19 protein-coding genes and 1 pseudogene are annotated in these 15,893 nt (G+C 33.6%); 12 read left to right on the top strand and 8 right to left on the bottom strand.

The genetic code is table 11. The annotated features are described in order from the left end of the window. The first annotated feature begins 1 nt into the window (after position 1). From murG to ACUXEY_RS05565, 4 genes are all read left to right on the top strand, one after another. Positions 2–1,060, top strand: a complete 1,059-nt coding sequence (murG, locus tag ACUXEY_RS05580; RefSeq protein WP_461300251.1) for an undecaprenyldiphospho-muramoylpentapeptide beta-N-acetylglucosaminyltransferase — start codon at positions 2–4, stop codon at positions 1,058–1,060. A 97-nt stretch (positions 1,061–1,157) separates the two neighbouring features. Further along, positions 1,158–1,418, top strand: a complete 261-nt coding sequence (locus ACUXEY_RS05575) for a DUF3966 domain-containing protein (RefSeq protein ID WP_000817964.1) — start codon at positions 1,158–1,160, stop codon at positions 1,416–1,418. A 97-nt stretch (positions 1,419–1,515) separates the two neighbouring features. After that, on the top strand, positions 1,516–1,890 hold the full coding sequence (locus tag ACUXEY_RS05570) for a nucleoside 2-deoxyribosyltransferase (RefSeq protein ID WP_166701807.1): 375 nt from the start codon (positions 1,516–1,518) through the stop codon (positions 1,888–1,890). A 79-nt stretch (positions 1,891–1,969) separates the two neighbouring features. Beyond that, positions 1,970–2,458 carry a hypothetical protein gene (locus ACUXEY_RS05565; RefSeq protein WP_461300250.1) on the top strand — a complete coding sequence of 163 codons (489 nt, stop codon included), beginning with the start codon at positions 1,970–1,972 and terminating at the stop codon, positions 2,456–2,458. 34 nt (positions 2,459–2,492) lie between these two features. On the opposite strand, the gene ACUXEY_RS05560 is transcribed toward ACUXEY_RS05565, so the two are convergent. Next, a complete protein-coding gene (locus ACUXEY_RS05560) occupies positions 2,493–2,804 on the bottom strand; it encodes a hypothetical protein (RefSeq protein ID WP_166701809.1) in 312 nt (103 codons plus the stop codon). Positions 2,805–3,056: 252 nt separating this feature from the next. Between ACUXEY_RS05560 and ACUXEY_RS05555 the strand changes: the two genes are divergently transcribed. Continuing rightward, entirely contained in the window at positions 3,057–3,272 is a 216-nt protein-coding gene (locus ACUXEY_RS05555) for a DUF3912 family protein (RefSeq protein WP_166701810.1), read from the top strand. Positions 3,273–3,357: 85 nt separating this feature from the next. Continuing rightward, positions 3,358–3,756: a hypothetical protein gene (locus ACUXEY_RS05550; protein ID WP_461300249.1), complete on the top strand. Its 399-nt coding sequence runs from the start codon at positions 3,358–3,360 to the stop codon at positions 3,754–3,756. A gap of 240 nt (positions 3,757–3,996) precedes the next feature. Here ACUXEY_RS05550 and ACUXEY_RS05545 read toward each other — a convergent pair whose 3' ends face one another. The 3 genes from ACUXEY_RS05545 to ACUXEY_RS05535 form a co-directional block, all read right to left on the bottom strand. Beyond that, entirely contained in the window at positions 3,997–5,391 is a 1,395-nt protein-coding gene (locus ACUXEY_RS05545) for an L-cystine transporter (RefSeq protein ID WP_461300248.1), read from the bottom strand. Positions 5,392–5,498: 107 nt separating this feature from the next. Continuing rightward, a complete protein-coding gene (locus tag ACUXEY_RS05540; RefSeq protein WP_000440714.1) occupies positions 5,499–5,741 on the bottom strand; it encodes a DUF2626 domain-containing protein in 243 nt (80 codons plus the stop codon). A 125-nt stretch (positions 5,742–5,866) separates the two neighbouring features. Next, positions 5,867–6,562, bottom strand: a complete 696-nt coding sequence (locus tag ACUXEY_RS05535) for a helix-turn-helix transcriptional regulator (RefSeq protein WP_098088693.1) — start codon at positions 6,560–6,562, stop codon at positions 5,867–5,869. Between the two features lie 205 nt (positions 6,563–6,767). Between ACUXEY_RS05535 and comGA the strand changes: the two are divergent. The 4 genes and pseudogenes from comGA to ACUXEY_RS05515 all read left to right on the top strand — a co-directional run. After that, a pseudogene (gene comGA / locus ACUXEY_RS05530) lies at positions 6,768–7,205 on the top strand (competence protein ComGA); the annotation flags it as partial. Positions 7,206–7,277: 72 nt separating this feature from the next. After that, positions 7,278–8,747 carry a recombinase family protein gene (locus ACUXEY_RS05525; protein ID WP_461300247.1) on the top strand — a complete coding sequence of 490 codons (1,470 nt, stop codon included), beginning with the start codon at positions 7,278–7,280 and terminating at the stop codon, positions 8,745–8,747. Positions 8,748–8,904: 157 nt separating this feature from the next. Further along, complete coding sequence (locus tag ACUXEY_RS05520) at positions 8,905–10,023, top strand: putative phage abortive infection protein (protein WP_461300246.1); 1,119 nt, start codon at positions 8,905–8,907, stop codon at positions 10,021–10,023. A gap of 150 nt (positions 10,024–10,173) precedes the next feature. Next, positions 10,174–10,977: a hypothetical protein gene (locus tag ACUXEY_RS05515; RefSeq protein ID WP_461300245.1), complete on the top strand. Its 804-nt coding sequence runs from the start codon at positions 10,174–10,176 to the stop codon at positions 10,975–10,977. Between the two features lie 248 nt (positions 10,978–11,225). On the opposite strand, the gene ACUXEY_RS05510 is transcribed toward ACUXEY_RS05515, so the two are convergent. The 3 genes from ACUXEY_RS05510 to ACUXEY_RS05500 form a co-directional block, all read right to left on the bottom strand. Continuing rightward, positions 11,226–11,405: a hypothetical protein gene (locus ACUXEY_RS05510; RefSeq protein ID WP_098854867.1), complete on the bottom strand. Its 180-nt coding sequence runs from the start codon at positions 11,403–11,405 to the stop codon at positions 11,226–11,228. A gap of 402 nt (positions 11,406–11,807) precedes the next feature. Further along, positions 11,808–12,056: a helix-turn-helix transcriptional regulator gene (locus tag ACUXEY_RS05505; RefSeq protein WP_098854869.1), complete on the bottom strand. Its 249-nt coding sequence runs from the start codon at positions 12,054–12,056 to the stop codon at positions 11,808–11,810. 161 nt (positions 12,057–12,217) lie between these two features. Continuing rightward, positions 12,218–12,472: a hypothetical protein gene (locus tag ACUXEY_RS05500; protein WP_461300244.1), complete on the bottom strand. Its 255-nt coding sequence runs from the start codon at positions 12,470–12,472 to the stop codon at positions 12,218–12,220. A gap of 553 nt (positions 12,473–13,025) precedes the next feature. On the opposite strand from ACUXEY_RS05500, the gene ACUXEY_RS05495 reads away from it, so the two are divergent. Both ACUXEY_RS05495 and ACUXEY_RS05490 read left to right on the top strand, forming a co-directional pair. Then, positions 13,026–14,351 (top strand): DEAD/DEAH box helicase family protein, encoded by a 1,326-nt coding sequence (locus ACUXEY_RS05495; protein WP_461300243.1) that lies wholly within the window; start codon positions 13,026–13,028, stop codon positions 14,349–14,351. Between the two features lie 439 nt (positions 14,352–14,790). After that, positions 14,791–15,093, top strand: coding sequence for a hypothetical protein (locus ACUXEY_RS05490; RefSeq protein WP_461300242.1), 303 nt, complete (start codon positions 14,791–14,793; stop codon positions 15,091–15,093). A gap of 244 nt (positions 15,094–15,337) precedes the next feature. Here ACUXEY_RS05490 and ACUXEY_RS05485 read toward each other — a convergent pair whose 3' ends face one another. Beyond that, positions 15,338–15,763 (bottom strand): hypothetical protein, encoded by a 426-nt coding sequence (locus tag ACUXEY_RS05485; RefSeq protein ID WP_461300241.1) that lies wholly within the window; start codon positions 15,761–15,763, stop codon positions 15,338–15,340. Positions 15,764–15,893: the final 130 nt, after the last annotated feature.

Below are 15,893 nucleotides of genomic sequence, written 5' to 3'. Positions count from 1 at the left end.
TATGAAAAAAATAGTCTTTACAGGTGGCGGTTCGGCAGGGCATGTAACACCTAATTTAGCCATCATTCCGCATTTACAAGAACAAAATTGGGATATTTCTTATATTGGTTCTCATCAAGGAATTGAGAAAACGATTATAGAAAAGGAAGGCATTCCGTACTATAGTATTGCAAGCGGAAAGCTACGCCGTTATTTTGATTTGAAAAATATAAAAGATCCTTTTCTTGTAATGAAGGGTGTTATGGATGCGTATGTAAGGATTCGAAAACTAAAACCGGATGTGATTTTTTCAAAAGGTGGTTTCGTATCTGTCCCAGTCGTAATTGGAGGATGGTTAAATAGAGTACCAGTCTTATTACATGAATCTGATATGACGCCAGGACTAGCAAATAAAATTGCTCTCCGTTTTGCTTCGAAAATATTTGTTACATTTGATGAAGCTGCGAAACATTTACCAAAAGAAAAAGTAATCTATACAGGATCGCCTGTACGTGAAGACGTGCTAAAGGGAAATCGCGAAAAAGGTTTAGCGTTTTTAGGTTTTTCACGTAAAAAGCCAGTTATTACAATTATGGGAGGAAGCTTGGGCGCAAAGAAAATTAATGAAACGGTTCGAGAAGCGTTACCAGAACTTCTAAAAAAGTATCAAATTGTTCATCTTTGCGGAAAAGGTAATCTTGATGAAAGTTTACAAAATAAAGAAGGATATAGACAATTTGAATATGTACATGGAGAACTGCCAGACATATTAGCGATAACAGACTTTGTTATTTCACGTGCGGGCTCTAATGCTATTTTTGAGTTTTTAACATTGCAAAAGCCGATGCTTTTAATTCCGCTATCCAAATTTGCAAGTCGTGGAGATCAAATACTAAATGCAGAGTCTTTTGAGAGACAAGGATATGCTTCCGTATTGTATGAAGAAGATGTGACTGTGAACTCTCTTATAAAGCATGTCGAAGAATTAAATCAAAATAATGAAATGTATAAAACAGCTCTAAAAAAATATAATGGAAAAGAAGCAATTCAAACAATCATTCAACATATTTCAGAGGCATGATGAAACAATCATGCCTCTTTTAAATAGGATGAAAGATTCCAAGAAACGGTGTTTGTATGTTACAATAACAAATGGATTAATAGGGAAATTCCAATTAATGAAGCGTGAAAATACGAATGGATTAGGAGTGACTGTGTTGGAGCTAAGTCTCTATGAAAATACTGCACTTATTATATGCTTTGTGTTGTACGTTGGTAGTGTTATTGTTTATATTTCAAGGAAGTTTTCGCAAGAAAGGGAGCTTGAAAAATCAGAAATAACAGCTGAACTAGAAATGTTAGCTGATGAAAGTTATAAAAAACAAAAAATAAAAGAAGATCATGAAGCATCCCATCATTTAAACGCAAATAAGTTTTAAAGATGGGGATTTTTTTTGAAGTCGATCTTTATTATGTTTATAGCAAATAACGCTAAAATGGAGTTTCCCCCTTATATAATGAAGGAGTGTATATAAAATGAATTTTTATATCGCCTCAGGATTCCAAAATAAACATCTTGTACGTTCTATAGCAAATGAACTGGAACATGCAGGATGGAACCATACATATGATTGGACCAAAAACGAAAGAGCAGTGAATCAAGAACAATTAAGAGAAATTGGTCAGGCAGAAAAGAATGCTATTAAAGAAGCGGATGTATTTTTACTTATATTAGATGGCGGAAACGGGAGCCATACAGAGTTTGGAATGGCGATTGCGTTAGAGAAAAAGATATATGTATATCATGAAAGAAATCCGCTCCAAACAACGTTCTATCATTTGACAGAAATAAATATTTTTGAAGGAGATGTAGCTGAATTTGCATCTTATGTTGTGAATCATGTGAAATAATAGTAACTACCTAAAAGGTTATAAAAGGGATATTTTGGGTACAGTGATGATAAGAAACGTATATAAAGGAGTACATAATATGAAATTAGAAAATGGATGGGAAACGAGCTTTTTAGAAGTCGTACAAAATAGTGAATTTAAGAAAGATGCACTGCTTAGTCAATTGCTTTGTGAGGATAGTGAAGAAGTTGAGGAGCTTGTTGATGATTATGGCTATGAAGAAATCATTAACCGCGAACTTGATGATGAATTAGCTGATATTTTAGGAGAAGAACTTTTTAGTGAGATGGAACGATACGTATTCTTATCTTCACAGCCAGAAGAAAAACTTATTTCATTCGTAAATGGATTAGGCTTTCATGTGTTAGATTGGATCGTTCTTCTTGAAACAGAATTTGGTATTGATAGTGCACACTTTACGTCAGACGCCGTGAAAATGTTAGAAAAGCGCTTTAGACAATTTCCATACATAGAGGATAAGACAATTTTTGATATGACATTTGGAGAAGCAATGGATCTGTTAGAGTCCATTACAGGATTACAACTGAAAGAAAAGATGAACGTATAATGTAAAAAAGAACGTGAGGTAATCACGTTCTTTTTTACATTATAATAATTTTGTCATCTAGTTTTGTTTGTCCGCTAAGAAGTGCGTTTAAATATTCCACTTTTCTTATACAGGCTTGTATATGTCTTTCAACCTCTTGTAACTCTGCTTGGTGATGTGTTTCAATCGGATGAATTTGTACGTTGAATTTTTCAAATTGACTACTATATGTTATTTCTGCATAGCCGCTCATAATATCCATTTCGTTATGAAATAAAAATTGCTTCGTTTTATCACAGAATGATACATCTTGAAATCCATATACTTTTAATGCTTCAATTACTTTTTTAATCATTTTTGTATTCATTTTTTAACCCTCTTTACGAAGTTCTACTTATATATTATAACATAAAAAATTACATAGAAAGCGCTTCCAAGTGTATTTTATTATAAACTTTACGTTTCAATCACAAAAATGAAACAAAGAAAAAATAATTGTAAAGAAGGGAGGACTCTTTTATTGTTTCGTCATATATATAGAGAAATAGTGCAATGAAAGGAAATTTTCCGAGGTGGAGATCGTATTTCCAATTTGAGCGCAGTAAAAGAGGTGAAAATCTTGAACTTTGATATTGTAGGACAAAAAGCATATATAAAAGATGGACCGCATCGGAACCGAATTGGAATTGTAAAGAAATGCGAGACAAAATTAGAATCGCAGTTTGCTATTGTAATTGGAGAACAAATCATTGATGTAGAGCTAAAGGATATCGTGTTAGTTGGAGTAGACGTAGGACAATTTCATATATGGTGCGAACAAAATGGTTATTTGTGAAAGGACGGGCTGTGAGATAATGAAATATATTTGAGAAAAGAGAATATGTTATTGTATTCTCTTTTTTATGTGTAAGGAGACGGAAATGAAGTATCAAGAACGAGATTTCACATTGGAATTGAAAGAGAAAATTCAGTGTATGGAGAAGGAAATAGAACGGATATCACTTGAACTTTATAAAGAGTATTCGCATTTATACATAGAAAAAAACATGGAATTAGATATGGGACTTGTTAAAGGTAAAGAGAATCCTTTTGAAACCGGGTATGATTCATCAGTTGCTATAGCTGTATTAGATGAAGAAAAAGGGATGATTGGATTTCAATATATTACAATTTGGAAATGCGAAAGAATCTTTTTAGGAATGTCTATTCAATCAAACATTTTTGGGAGTAAGAAAGTAGGAGAAATTGTTGATGAATTTTGTGATGAAATTGAAGAGGAGTTAAAAGAGCAACTAGAAGAGTTTTTAGTAGAAGAATAAAGCTCGGTTTTTATAAAACCTTACACAAATGTAATTTTTATAAAAATCCGAAAAGATATATAATTTATTTATAATTATCTATTCTAATATACAGGTGGTGTTTTACCATGATTGAAGTAATCGGTAGAGCTTTATACATAGTGTTTGAAACAATATGTTATGCCTTATGTATAAAAGATAAAGAGGAAGATGGAAGGAACTAAAAAAGGACGCTAACAAAACTGTTAGCGTCCTTTTTTATTATGAAGCAATTTCACCAGTTTTTGTATCATCTTGATTGTACGTATCTTGATCTAATTCACCAAGCCATTTACTAGAAATAAGACCTGCTGTCATAGAACCACTTACGTTAAGAGCTGTACGACCCATATCGATTAATGGTTCAACTGAGATAACAAGAGCGACAATACCGATTGGTAAGTTCATTGTAGATAGTACGATTAACGCTGCGAATGTTGCACCGCCACCAACACCGGCAACACCGAATGAGCTAATAGCAACGACAGCGATTAAAGTTAAAATAAATTGTGGTTGTAATGGATCGATTCCTACAGTTGGAGCGACCATCATTGCAAGCATTGCTGGATAAATACCTGCGCAACCGTTTTGCCCGATAGATACTCCAAATGATGCTGCGAAGTTTGCAATCCCTTCAGAAATACCAAGCTTTTCTTTTTGCGCTTCAATATTTAATGGCATTGCACCAGCACTAGAGCGAGATGTGAATGCAAATGTTAATACAGGGAATACCTTTTTTAAATATTGAATTGGATTTAAACCAGAAAGAGCAATTAATAATAAGTGGATAATGAACATTACGATAAGTGCTACGTAAGACGCTAACACGAAGTTACCAAGTTTTAAAATAGCATTTATGTCGCTACCAGCAACTGTTTTTGCCATAAGAGCTAATACGCCGAATGGAGTAAGACGTAAAATTAATGTTACCATACGCATTACGATTGCATATACAGCATCAAGCATTTTCTTAAATAGCTCTGCTTGTTCTGGATATTTTCGTTTTACACCTATAAAGGCGATACCGATAAAGGCTGCAAATATTACAACAGAAATTGTTGATGTTGGACGAGCACCTGTTAAATCAAGAAACGGATTTGTAGGCAATAGTTCTAATAATTTATCTGGAATTGTTGTTTTTTCAATAGAAGTAAATCTTTCTTCAACTAGCTTCAGACGAGCAGATTCTGCATCACCTTGTTGTAGACCTGTTGCAGATACATCAAATCCTGCACTTGCAGCGATACCGACAGCTGCAGCGATTCCGGTAGTAAGAATTAAAATTCCGATAATAAGACCACTAATTTTACCAAGGTTTTTCGTTAATTGTAATTTTGTAAATGCTGAAATAATAGATACTAAAATAAGTGGCATAACGATCATTTGAAGTAATTTCACATAACCGTTACCGATTAAGCCAAACCAAGTATTTGATTCAATAATTACTTTAGAAGTTGGTTCATAAATAAATTGTAATATAAGACCGAATATAATTCCGACTCCTAAAGCAGTAAATACACGTTTATTAAAAGATACATGCTTACGTTGCATATAATATAATACGCCAACTAAGATGAGCATGACTGCAACGTTAATTCCGACAAGCAGTGTATTCATGTTGATTCCCCCTAATTCCAATCTGTTATATAGAATATAAGGTAATAAAACCTATAAGTCAACTAGGAAATTGCGGAATTAAAAAAAAGATGGCAAAATGCCATCTTTTAATGTCCAGCCCCAGGGACAAGTAAAAACGTCGTGTAGTATGTAAATCCTATGAAGAAAACAGTTAAATATGCCCCAAATACGTATATATACATACGCTCTGTTAAATTTAAATAGCTTAAAAGTACGAAGAATCCTGTTTGTCCTAAAAATAGTAGTGCGGTCGAATGCATATCCCCTACGTAAAACATAACCGAGAAAATTCCAGTCCAAAAGCCGAGAACGCGAAACATGCGCTCCATGCCATCTCCCTCCTTTTCTAAAAAAAGTAAACCTCACCTCATTATAGTTTATTTTTCTTACTATTGTAAATATTCGTTCATATAAAAAGAAGCCATTTATAAATGGCTTCTTTTTATATGAGAAATTAAATTGTTAGTTTATAATTACAAGATTTACATCCATCTAGTAGACTATCATTTCGTGTTAATTCCGTGTTAGGGAATAGGATTTCAAAAATCCCTTTCATCATATCTCCGTGCATATTACAAATTTCAGTTGGGTGATGAACAGCAACTTCTTTAAATGGACAATTGTGTACATCATAGAAAATTTTCGTTCCATCTGCACTTAATTCAAATGCAGGTGATAAGCCAGCTGTTGAGAAAGCTTCTTTTGCAATTTGAACTTTTTGTTCCACTGTTAAAGCATCTTCACTTACATTTAAACGCAGCATATGTTGTTGCATTAATTCGGCTCCGAATTGTTTTCCAGTTTCGTATAGCGCTTTTTCACCAGCAGCGCCAAGGCTAAGTAAAGAATTAAATGCGATTCTTGCTAACAATTGATAATCACGGAATGGAAATTGTAATTGAATCACATCATCAGATAATACATATAATCTGCTTGGGCGTCCGCCTTTTCCAGTTTTCTTCGTTTCCGATTTCAGCATATGAACATCTTCTAGTTTAGATAAATGTAAACGCGCTACGTTTGGATGAATGTCAAACTCATCTGCAATTTCTTGTACTGTTACGTAGCTATGTTTTTGAGAAATATATTTATAAATGTAATAACGAGTTGGATCAGATAATACACCTGTAATTTTTAAAGCTTGTTCCATGAGGATCTCCACCTTTATCACTTTATCCAAGATAATAACATTATAATACAGATAAACTTCCATATAGGTAATTTCAGACAATAATTCGGAAATTGTTCATAATTTCACAAACATATTTTCCCTTTTTTCTTTAGTGAAAATGCAAAAATACCGATTTTTCAGATGGATTTCTTCATGCTATATACATAGTGGGGAGGGAAAAATGATGAATGGAATTGAAAGCTTTGCGAATATGATTTTGAAAGAGGCGTGTAGGGTACAAGCTTCGGATTTACACATTGTGCCCCGGAAGAAGGATGTAGCGGTTCAACTACGTATAGGAAAAGATTTAATGACGAAACAATGCATTGAAAAGGAATTTGGAGAAAAACTTGTTTCACACTTTAAATTTTTAGCATCTATGGATATAGGGGAGAGGCGGAAGCCACAAAATGGTTCATTGTATTTACAAATGGATGGACAAGAAGTGTATTTGCGCCTTTCCACGCTTCCAACCGTATATCAAGAAAGTCTCGTTATTCGTCTTCATTTACAAGCATCTATTCAGCCGTTATCTCATCTTTCGTTATTTCCAAGTACAGCGAAGAAACTTCTTTCCTTTTTACATTATTCGCATGGGTTACTCGTCTTTACAGGACCGACAAGGTTGTTTGGTAGGGACTACAAATATATAATAACATTACAATGATGATTCAAAAGGGGTGTTATTATATAAATGGCTTTTACAGAAAATATCAGGCATGTAGCAATATACCTCCGTCTTTCTCGTGATGAGGAAAATAAAGGGATTGATGAAATCCTTGCCAACCATAGGAAAACATTGACGGAGCTATGTGACAGGAATAAATGGTCATATGACTTATATCAAGAAATAGCTTCAGGAGCAGACAGGAAACGTCAGCAGTTAGATGATATGCTCGTGAAGGTAGAACGTAATGAATATGATGCCATCGTAGTTAACGCTGTTGACCGCTTAGGACGAGACAAAAAACATACTGCAGATATACAAGAAAAGTTGTTTGTGAATGATACATTCATTGTTACCCCAGACAGGATTTTCGATTGGGACGATGATAATGATATGATGCTGTTAGATTTCAATTCTTTGTTAGCAGCTCAAGAGCTTCGCATAACAAAAAGACGTTTGCAAAAAGGGAAATTAGCTGCTTCAGAAAAGGGGTTGTGGGTACATGGCGATCCTCCGTTAGGATATGACAAAGACCCCATCACAAGGAAGCTGGTAAAAAATAAAAATGCTGAGCATATTACATATATTTTCAAAGCTATCGCAGATGGAAAAACAATCCCTGAAGTATGTGATGAACTGAATGAAGTAATGGGCGTGAGGACGAGAACGGGAAAGAAATTTGCATATAACAGCATTTGTCGAATTGTTAATAATGAAGTATATACAGGAGATCTGATTTACAATAAATATTGGAAAAAGCGAAAAGAGCGTCCAAAAAATGAATGGAAGCGGATTGAGAATGCTCATCCTGCTATCATTGACAAGGAAACTTGGACAAAGGTCAACGAAATTGTTAATACATATTCGTTTTCAGCTCCAAGGAGCAAAAATAAAATCTACCCAACTACTAAGCTCATTTTTTGTGGAAACTGTGGAAAAGTGCAGGGGACTCAAATGGCACATACAGGGAAGTTATACATAAAAATTTGTCGTTACTGCAAAAATAGAACTTACCAGTATGAACCAATATTGAAACTCATTAAGGAAGATGTAGGGAATCATGTGCCTAAAATCTTAAACGACATTAAAGAGCTTGAACAAAACGACAATGGTGCTGAAATGAAATATAAGATGAATCAGATTCAAAAGCAAATGAATAAAATTACTACAGCTTTGGATACCATTGAAACAATGCGAATTGAAGGAGATTTAACCCCAACTCGTTATCGTGAAAGAAAAGCTGAGTATGAAGGGAAAATGGAGCAGTTGCATTTGGAACTTCAAGAAAGTGCAAAGCAGAACTCACAGGAGAAAATAGCTAATTTACATGAAATGAAACAACGGATTGAATACCTGCTTCAAAATTGGCAATTCCTCGATGGGGAAGGTCTGACAGATGAAGAAGTTAACAGAAGTTTACATTTCATTATTGAGCGAATTGAATGGACGTATGCAAAAGGTGATGAACAACCCACGGTGAAAATTAAATACAAGTAAACGAACCATGCTCGTCACTGGGCGTGGTTTTGTTGTCTGTAATAGTAAATATCGAGAAAATATATAATTCGTTAAGCTGATGTGTCTAGTGGTATAGTAAGGAAATGGATTAATTGATATAATAAGTTAATTAAAGATAGATAGTGGGGGATAGCTTTTGAAGAAATGGTTTTCAAAAACAACAAATTGGATGTTTTTGATCTCAATGTTGTGTATTGTAGGGGCGGTTGGTTCACCGCTTTTCGTTTATTTACGATATAGTGACTATGGAGATTACACAGGGATAGCAGGTTTAGGTTCAATAGGAGATTTTGTAGGGGGGACAACTGTAACTTTTTTAACTGCTGCTAGTGTATTTTTATTAATTGGCACAAATATTATGCAGCGTAAAGAGCTAGAAATGAGTAGGCAAAGTGTTGATGAAATGGTAAACCAAACCAAAGCTTCCGTAAAACAAATGAAAGCTTCAGTCCGACAAGCTGAGGAAGCAAGAAAAGAAACACAAGTTACAAATGAAACGATGAAAAAACAGCAGTTTGAAACAACATTTTTTAATATGTTGTCATTACATCATCAAATTGTTAGTGATACTCAAATAAATATGTATGATGAATGGTATGATGAATGGGTTGAAGGAGATGAAGTAGTATCTCAAGCTAAACTTTATGAAGGTAGAGCGGCTTTTGAGAAATTGAAAGAAGTTTTGGAAGAACGGTTGGCACAAGAACAATATTTGCGTCACATTAACATACAGGCTACACAATCGTGGGAAAAAGAAATGTATATACCTTCAGAAGAATGGAAAGAAGAGTTTCTTGATACTCCTGATGGGATAAGTCAAGACCTTTTAGATATTGTGTATAAAGATTTTCATGATGAATATGGTAACGCTATAGGTCATTACATGAGAAACAATTATCGGATTGTCAAATTTATTGTAGAAAATGTAGTTAAGGACGAGGACGAACAAAAAAGAATTAAAGAAGGAGAAAAAAGAGATACGGTTGTCGGTGATAAAAGATTCTATTTTGGTACACTGCGAGCTCAATGGTCTAATGCAGAATTTGAATTGATTTTTATTAATGCACTGTATGGAAAAAATAAAAAATTTAAAAATCTTATAAAAAAACACGACGTTTTAGATATAAGGGAAACCAAGAAGGAAAAATTAAAAGATAGACCTGAAGGAAGCTTTATCCTTAAAAATGACACGCCAATACCTGTTGCATATAATCACTTAATTGAAAAAGATTCAGATGATGAGAAAGGTTCGTAATAATATTACGAACCTTTTATTGTTGAATATAAATATTCAGTTTAACATTTTTAGTGTGATAATTTGCGTTTAATAATATCAAACTACCAAACGTATATTCTGTGAAGTGTGATATAATATTTGGTATATCGTTACATAGGAGGAATACTTTTGAAGTATGAAATGACAATAAAAGAAGCATGTAATTCTGGATTTTGGTCCTGTCTAACACCTACAGATTGGATTCAATTAGGTGCCGTTATTATCTCATTAATTTCGGTTTTAATTGCTTTGTATGCCAGTATAGTTGGACGACAATCAGCAAAAGCTTCGGAAATATCAGCTGAAAGTGCGAAGAAACAATTAGAAGAGATGATTAATCAAAGAAAAGATGCGGTTAAACCCGAGCTGTTTCTCGAGAAGGAAACGTTTGGATTAAAATATAGCCAAGGAATGGATTTTGTAAGGTTTCATCATGGAAATAATATGATGAATTTCACCATTACTAATACTGGAAATGGAAATGCTAAAAGAATTAGGTTTGAATGGGATTATGATGAAATGTCTTCCAGTATTAAGCTAATAAAGGAAAACCAAAAAGAAAATCAATATATATTGGAATACAAAGAAGGAAGCCATGTAAGTATTAATAACTTTGGTCTTACTTTATTAGACCTTGATTTTAAACAAGAGATACCTATGTTATCTGCAGATAAAAATTGCAAAATACATCTTCCTCTTTCATATACTCAGATACTTACAATTATGATCCATTTATGTAATACCAAAAAGCTTCCACTTGAGCAAATACCGAATTTAAAGCTTTCATTAACGTATGCGGATGTATTGGGCAATGAATATTCCCAAAAATTTATTTTCACGCCTCATCTTATTCCCCTATCAAGTAGGGAAACGAGAACTGAAGTTACTGAATATGAATTACATGTTATTGTGGCAGTTAAAGAAGAAATATAATATTTAAAATCAATAAAAAGGAGGTAAACACTTTACCTCCTTTTTCATTTCATAGTTTTTATCATTTCCATACGTTGAATCCGTCTTTCTTCTCGTTCTTTCTCCATACGTATCGTTTCGGCATCTTTATTAAATAAATTGTCCCACACATTATAAATAAATAACATCATCATTATTATCACTGACAGAAATAACAAGATCGTCTTTGTTCGTTCCGATATTAATATTTTCCTATTCCGTTTCATTGCTTATCCCTTGTAACTTTGATTATTTATCCGTGCAATGCTCTTTCTCAATTCAGGAGAATCTTCAAAAGCGTAACACTGGTATTTTTTATTCTTCCTATTGCGTGTCGTATATTCCAAATCGTGTCCCGCCTTTATTAAATCCATAGCGAGCGTTTTTTTGTAAATCATTTTAATTCCCATATTATAAACCTCCTATTGGCAATTGGTTATTTAAAGATGTGCTATAACTACTGTTTATACCTCATACACACCAAGTGTGTAGCAGACCGGAACAATATTCCGGTGAGAGCCGATACGAAAATTGTTCGTATCAGGTCTGGTGCATATCCTATATTCATCAGGTCTGCTAGGGACAGTATCCCTAGCAGGTATGCTCCGAACATTATTCCGAGCATGAATACCCTCATTTAAAATGATAGTATTCTCCTACACTCTTTTGGTGTAGGAAGTCTGATGGAAATACTGTTTCCCTCAGGTCTCATATATACATTACATATAGCAGGTCTCCTCCGAACAGTAATCGGAGCAGGTCTAATGCAAATACAGCTTGCATCAGGTATGACGCATATAAAATATTCAGCATCAATTCTCATATGGACGGTATTTGACACGCAGCAGTTCAAGTTCTTTTCGCTTAGCGATTACATCATCTTTGAGGAACAGGGACACACACCCTAACTTTTTAACAGGTGTGATTTTACCTTTTTTAATCATGTGACTCATTCTAGCACGGGATACACCAAGGAATTCTATTGCCTCGGGCGTAGTTAACACTTCTTCCTTAATGAATTTTCGTTTAACAATTATTGATATTTCATCAAAATTTGTCATAATTTCCTCCTAAAATATATTTGTGAAACATTGAGCATAATTCTGCGAAAAAATAATTACTGAATATTAAGAAAATAAAAGGCGTATTAGTTGCACTGTCGAGCGACTGCCATCCATAGTCAAAATTGAATATTAATATTCAATTTTTTTCTCTTTCTCAATTAAATCAGTAGTCGTTTCAATTCGCATGTGGCTTGATAATTGAATAAACCGAAATAATCTGTTAATGGTACAGCATCTTTTTCTTTCAGCACCATTGCTAATAACGGTAGATCTCGCAGTATATATAACTCTTCATTCTCCTCATCACATATTTGCTCCATGTAACGCCAAAAGAAAAAATTTCCTTCTTGTGTCGCCATATCTAAGTTCTCTTTAAGTGTTTCGACAATATTTCTTAGATGTTGCTTCTGCATATTAATCACCTACTTTCTCTAATTTTATCATCATAACACCAAAAAAATTGGCAGCCAAGTATAAAGTGTTGAGCCTTAGAGCCAAGCGGACTTTGAGCTATTTACATTTGTTTATAAAGTAAGTTATATGTGTTCGATGTGTGGTTTCGTATATTCTATCTCTAGCCAAAATTGCTCTCAAGCAGAAATAACGCTGGGATGCACATTCATTTCTTTATAAAATTGCTATTTTAATAGTATGTGGCCTCCTGGCAGGTTGCCTGTGGCACTGTTCTGTTCGACGATACAGGCAAGCTGTATCGTCCACTCACTGCGCTTCGCTTGCTCGTGTCTTGTTCTTTTGGGTCAACGTTCTCACAAATATACTATATCTACTTATAAGCAAAACTTGTCCTAGCGTTGGTACTAATGGTTTTCTAATTAACGTTCTCACACTTTTGCTATGGATTTTGTGCAAACGTTAATTTGTAATACTTTTTTATCTGGTTTCTCCTTACAAAATGGCACTTTCAAATAAAATAGTATTACTAGGAAACAGGAGGAATCAGATGTAATGAATAATGATGTAACAAAGATAAAAGTAATAGATGCCATCTGTGGTGCGGGTAAAACCTCATGGGCAATTCAAATGATAAATGACTCTGAAAAAGTAAATGGATTCGGTGAAACGTCAGATAAAAAATATATTTATGTAACGCCATTTCTTAATGAAGTTGAACGTGTTAGTAATTCAACTAAAGCAGATTTTTTTCAACCAGATGCTACAAAAGGGAGAGGATCTAAAATCGAGCACTTCAAAATGCTTGTGGAACTTGGGAAATCCATTGTTACTACACATGAATTGTTCAAACGATTAGATGCGGAAACTTTAGAGGAGATTGAACAAGAGGGATACATATTAATTATGGATGAAGTTGCAAATGTACTTGAAGCAATTAATGTTAGTCATAAAGATATTGAATATCTATTGAAATGGAATGTTATTGAAGTAGATGAGTTAGGAAAAGTTACTTGGTTAGATGTAGATTATGGACAAGATAAAGATGATAGATTCCGTGATATTAAAATCATTGCGGAAAATGAAAACTTGTTCATTCTGAAAGAAAAAGCATTCTATTGGACAATGAATATAAAAGCATTTGAAGCTTTTGATGAAGTTTATATTTTAACGTATCTGTTCGATGGACAAATACAAAAATATTATTATGATATGCACAATGTACAATATACAAAAAACGGTGTACAAAAGAATGGTGACCGTTATGAACTGACAGAATATAACCCAGCCATTGAACCAAGAAAAGCGTTATACGGTTTATTAAATATATACGAGGATTATCAAACTGGGAAATCTGTTAGTAAAATGAACAGCAATTATGATTCTCGAGAAAAGTTGACGAGTAAACAAAAACATTACCAATTATCGTCTACTTGGTTTGATAATGCTCCAGAAGAAGATTTGAAGCAACTAAAAAATAATGCTAACAATTATTTACGTAACATTTGTCCTACTGATAATAACAAAATCTTTTGGACGACTAAAAAGAAATACGCTCCAATATTAAAGAATCCGAAATGTAAATACAATAAGAAAGATGACCGCTTGAAAGATAATTTCGTATCATTTAATGCACGGGCAACCAATGATTATGCTGAATGTAAATCAATGGTATACATGTATAATCGCTTTATGAACCCTAATGACAAGCAATTCTTCACAACAAGAAGTGTTGGTGTAGACGAAGATCTATTGGCGGTAAGTGACTTGATCCAATTTATATTTCGTGGCTGTATCCGCAAAGGTCAACCAATGAATTGTTATATCCCATCTGAGCGAATGCGAAAATTACTTAGTAATTGGGCAGATGATACGATTTAGAGCAAAAGACATTATTGTAGAAAATATGCAAAGTACGGAAAATGCAAGAATAGCAATAAATGAAAATATAGCCCCCTAGGTCTTTTTTTAATTTACCTAGGGGAACAAAGGACAGGAGGGTGGTCCAAAACTAAAAAATCGACCCCCTTCTTTTAGAATTTCGAGAAAATGACGGTTTTTAGACATAGAAAATTGCGTAGAACCGCACCACTGATGGATTCCCATCCCCAACTTGGATAAAAAACATGCGATTTTTACGTCATTTTTATGCGTTTTTTATGCAAAAATCTATAGAAAATTGCACATTTTTGATAAAAAAATCGCATTTTTCTGCTATAGTAAATTGTATAAAACTTACATTTTATGGCGAATAAAGTTAATTGTCCTTGCAATCTCATTTTCTGATTATTAATATTTAATTAAAGGAGGAGGAGAAGATATGCAATCAGTAGAAGCTGCTAAATTGAGAAAAGAATGGAAAGAAAAAGGAAGCCCGCCATGTTCACATCCTCATATGGAAAAAGAACGTAACGAAAGCGGTCTCACAGGAGACAAAATATGCACAACATGTGGTCATGAAGAGTGGATTGTGCGAAAACCAGTGTCAGTGGATGGATGGGCTCATGATTGTTCTGAGTGTAACGCAAAAGGGTCTATGATATTAAATATGGATGATGGCTTACATCATTGTTGTATTTGTCATCACAAGCAAAAATTTGAAGATTTTAAAATGCCATTTTAGAAATGATTAATTTATTGTTAACACATTAGGTTTTAAAGGTTTAATAATTTTAATTTTACAAATTTTACTCGCTAACTTTACATTCAATTTTTTCTCAATATAACAGTATTAAAAAGGTTGAGGGGAAATTGAAATGAAGGAGTTACCAAAAATTAAAGTTATTATTGAAAACGAACCTTCTGCAGAAGCAGTTAAAAATATAGCGGATTATTTAATAAAAGTAGCTCGGAAATGAGCTACTTTTTTATTTTTTGAAGTTAGTTGTATTTGTGAGGATTAAATCCTCATAACTCTCAGTTCCGTTAGGTTTGTAAGTTTCTAATGCGCCTCGATTTCTTAAGGCTCTATAAAAACCATCAACCATGTTAACAACGACTGTATCATAGCCATGTTTCTGCCCTATTAGGAAAGTGATTTCCATTAGTCTTAAAACAATTCCATTTCCTTTTATTTTGCTTGGTAAAAATGCTGTATCAATATAAATTTGTTCAAATTCATCGCTAATTGAAAGAGCAAACATATTAAATATGTCTTGTGCTTTTCCCTCAATTCCAATGTTGCAGTCATTAGGGACAATATGGTAAGTAAAATTAAGTTTTCTACTAAATGGAGCTAAATGAGAGTCGAATGCATTAATAAGTTCAGTTCGTATGATTTGATAATTGCTCATTTTAATCGACCTTTCTTGAATGGGATTTTTTAGCGTATGTAATTAATTATACTTTTGATATTTAAAATAACAAATGATTTGGTATTGCAGATTAATGTGAAGAAGATCGTTATAAAATAATCCCCAAAAA

The organism is Bacillus sp. F9_6S_D1_P_5, from assembly GCF_054823925.1.
The sequence above is the reverse complement of the archived record's forward strand: the minus strand, read 5'-3'. Positions and strand labels throughout refer to the sequence as shown.